Genomic DNA, 3,469 nt, shown 5'->3' on the forward strand with positions numbered 1-3,469 from the left:
GTTTCTGGGGCGGGTGCGCACGATCCTCCTTGTGGGGAAGGAAACTGGCGGCTCTTGTTGGCTGCCCGGGGTCCCGCCACGGCCGTCGTCGCCGGCGGCGGCGGGTGCGACGGCGGCCGTGGCGAGCAGCGCGCCGGTGACGGCCGCCAGGGCCAGCCGGGTGAGAGAGAAGCGCGGGGACGGCATGGAGCACCTCCACCTGAGGCAGCGAAACCCACGGAAAATGGGGAAAAGTGACTAACCGCAACATTAGGAGTGGCGCGTGTCGGACGCCCGTCGCACTGAGCCATCGGGGACGCGACCTCTGAGGAAGCGTCAGGGCCGCCGCGCTTCAGGAGGCGGCGGCCAGGGCGGAACGTCCGTGGATCACGTCTCTCCAGTGGCGGGGCGCGCACGAGTGCCGCGCAGGAACGTACGCACCCCGGACGAACCGGTCACTCGGTCAGCTCCTCCAGCAGCCGCGCCGTCGACAGCCCCGCCCGCAGATAGGCGACGAACAGCTTGTTGTGCAGTGCCCAGGGAGAGCGGTGGGCCCGGATCAGCCGGATCGCCTCGTCGGCGGAGCGCCCCTGGCGGATCAGGGCGTGCGCGACGACCAGCCCCGAGCGGTTGTACCCGGAGTAACAGCGCACGAGCACCCGGCGGCCCTGCTCCAGCGCGTCACAGACGGCCTGGGCCAGCCGCATCACACCCGCGAGCTGGGTCCCGTCCAGCGGCCCGTCGGGTATCGGCCACACATGGTGCTCGACACCGGGGTCGGGCCCGTGCCCCGGAAGCCGGAGCAGGGTCTGCACAAGATCGAATTCATCGCGCACGACGGCGAGCTCCAGCTGCCCGGCACGCCCCCTGAACTCGTGCCCGCCCATCCACAGGCCGGGCACGATCTCGCTCCACGGGCTGTCCGGGGCCGGTACGTCGGGCTGCTTTCCGCGGGTCCGCAACGGCGCCTCCCCAACTCCGCCTCCCACCGTTCCTCAAAGGTAGCCGGGTTCTTGCCCTGACAGCACCCCGCCTGTTCCCATGGTCGGTGGGGGTGATGATGCATGAGCGGACACCGCGGACTGCGCGTCATACCGACCTGGCGCCACGGACAGGAACGGCTCTACGTGTGCCGGCCCGACGGCAGGAACGTCGCCTGGTACGACCGTGAGGCCGCTCGCGTCCACGTCCTCAGAGAGGACGAGCAGGAGGACGTGCTGCAGGCCCTGGGCCCCTTCCTCACCGGCCCGGTGGCGGTGGGGCCGCCCCCGGTCCCCACCCCCGCCGACCTCGCCCGCCTGAGCCTCCACCCGGACGACGACCTGGCGCCCAACCGCCCCGGCGAGGCCCTGCTGATCGCCCTCGAACGGGACCCCGGCCCCACCCACCGCCTCCGCCCGGACCCCCGCCGCCGTGCCCTCACCGCCGAGCAGACGGTCGGCGAGGTCCTGGACGCCCTGGACGGCGCCGGCTGGCACACCCTGCACTCGATCCCGCTGCCGGGCGGCGACCGCATCCACCACCTGGCGATCGGCCCCGGCGGCCTCTTCGCCGTCCACGCCCTCCACGCCCGCAAACAGCACGTCCAGATCGCCGACCCCCTGGTCACCGTGGGCCGCCACGACCCGGCCCCCCTCCTCCGCGACCTCCGCGCGACGGCCGACCGCGCCTCCTACGCCCTCACGGCCGAGGTCCACCCCCTCCTGGCCCTGGCAGGCCCGGCCGACCTGCGCGCGACGACCCCGCCGAGGGGCGTACGCGTCCTCCAGTGCTCGGACCTGCCCTCCCTGTCCCGCCTGGGCGGCGTACTGAAACCGGCGGACGCGGAAGCGCTCCACTCGATGGCCAGGGACCGGCGGACGTGGTGGCGGGTGTGACAGCGCAGCTGCGCCCACTCCGCGCTCACAGCAACGCGCGCGCACACTCGGGAGTCACAGGACGAGAAAGCAACGTAAACTCCTCAAAAGCGGCAAACAGCTCGCACTGAACCGCTCCGGAAGGTGCTGCACGTGCGATCCATTTGGAACGGCGCCATATCGTTCGGCCTGGTCAGCATCCCGATCAAGGTCGTGAACGCCACCGAGAGCCACACCGTCCCCTTCCGCCAGATCCACACGGAGGACGGCAGCCGCATCCGCTACCGCAGGGTGTGCGAACTGGAGGACCGCGAAGTCACGCAGGCGGAGATCGGCAAGGCCTACGAGGACGCGGACGGCACCATCATCCCGATCACCGACGAGGACCTGGCCCACCTGCCCCTGTCGACCGCGAGGACGATCGACATCGTGGCCTTCCTCCCGGCCGACCGGATCGACCCGCTGCAGCTGGACAGCGCGTACTACCTGGTGGCCAGCGGCGTCCGGGCCGCCAAGCCGTACACCCTGCTGCGGGAGGCCCTCAAGCGCAGCCGGCGGGTGGCGATCGCCAAGTTCGTCCTGGGCGGCCGCGAGCGCCTGTGCATGCTCCGCGTGGTGGACGACGCCATCGCCATGCACAGCCTGCTCTGGCCGGACGAGATCCGCGCCCCCCAGGGCGTGGCCCCGGCCGTGGGCGTCACGCTCCGTGACAAGGAGCTGGACCTCGCCGGCACCCTCATGGACACCCTCGGCGAGGTCGACCTCGAAGACCTCCACGACGAGTACCGCAGGGCCCTGGAGCAGGTCATCGCCGCCAAGGCCGCCGGCGAAGCACTCCCCGAGGTCCCCGAACCCGCCCCCGGCGGCAGGATCCTCGACCTGATGACCGCCCTGGAGAAGAGCGTCCACGCGGCCAAACGGTCCAGGGGCGGGGAGGCGGACGAGGAAACCACGGCGAAGAAGCCGGCGGCCGCGGGGAAGAAGGCGAAGAAGCGGACCTCCAAGTCCACCCAGCCCACGAAGAAGACCTCGTCCACCCCCAGGACCCCGGCGAAGAAGACCCCGGCGAAGAAGACGGCAGCGGGCAGACACACGACATGAGGGAGCCCCCCGCATGGCTCCCGCCGCACAGGGCCACCGTTCCTAAAGACTGAGCGGGAGTGAGTCCTGGTGCCAGGACTCGTGCTCAGCCGTGCGCCCCGAACGGTTGTGGGCACACTGGTCGCCCGCTTTCGCTCCGCGTCCGGGCGGCACGGACCGTGTCCGTGGTCCGGGAAGGCGGGGGCGGGGTCCCTCACGCCCCGGGGCACCCGATGCGGTCTGGACGGTCCGATGCCCCGCACGATCGCTCCGGTCGTGTGGGGGCGGTGCCGTCCTCCCCCAGTGCCTGAACGGCCTGGGAGGTACCCCCAGCTTGCGCCCGTGCTTCTCCCGGGTCTTCTCCGCGGCGAAGTCGAGGTCCTCGATGGCCAGGGCCAGGCCGTGCCGCTTCGCCCAGTGCAGCAGGCGGATCAGGGCGTGGCGCACCTGGGCGTCGCGGTGCTGGGCGGCGCCGGTCAGGGTGTAGTCGAAGCGGCGGGGGTCGCCGACCGGGTTGCCGTGGCGGTCCAGGCGCCAGGCGGCCAGGTGGTCGG

The 3,469-nt window shown here is 72.0% G+C and carries 3 protein-coding genes and 2 pseudogenes; 2 read left to right on the forward strand and 3 right to left on the reverse strand.

The genetic code is table 11. From position 1 onward, the window contains the following. Together DEP02_RS34470 and DEP02_RS08625 are read right to left on the reverse strand one after the other, a co-directional pair. Nucleotides 1–186, reverse strand: a pseudogene (locus DEP02_RS34470) (hypothetical protein); the annotation flags it as partial. A 248-nt stretch (nt 187–434) separates the two neighbouring features. Then, nucleotides 435–941 (reverse strand): protein-tyrosine phosphatase family protein, encoded by a 507-nt coding sequence (locus tag DEP02_RS08625; RefSeq protein WP_112466758.1) that lies wholly within the window; start codon nt 939–941, stop codon nt 435–437. Between the two features lie 102 nt (nt 942–1,043). On the opposite strand from DEP02_RS08625, the gene DEP02_RS08630 reads away from it, so the two are divergent. Together DEP02_RS08630 and ku are read left to right on the forward strand one after the other, a co-directional pair. Next, nucleotides 1,044–1,856, forward strand: a complete 813-nt coding sequence (locus DEP02_RS08630; RefSeq protein ID WP_112466759.1) for a nuclease-related domain-containing protein — start codon at nt 1,044–1,046, stop codon at nt 1,854–1,856. Nucleotides 1,857–1,988: 132 nt separating this feature from the next. Beyond that, nucleotides 1,989–2,936, forward strand: a complete 948-nt coding sequence (gene ku, locus DEP02_RS08635) for a non-homologous end joining protein Ku (RefSeq protein WP_112466760.1) — start codon at nt 1,989–1,991, stop codon at nt 2,934–2,936. A gap of 42 nt (nt 2,937–2,978) precedes the next feature. Here ku and DEP02_RS08640 read toward each other — a convergent pair. Beyond that, nucleotides 2,979–3,469 (reverse strand): annotated as a pseudogene (locus tag DEP02_RS08640) (IS200/IS605 family accessory protein TnpB-related protein); the annotation flags it as partial.

Source organism: Streptomyces triticisoli, from assembly GCF_003270085.1.
In the GTDB taxonomy this organism is placed as follows: Bacteria; Actinomycetota; Actinomycetes; order Streptomycetales; family Streptomycetaceae; genus Streptomyces; species Streptomyces triticisoli.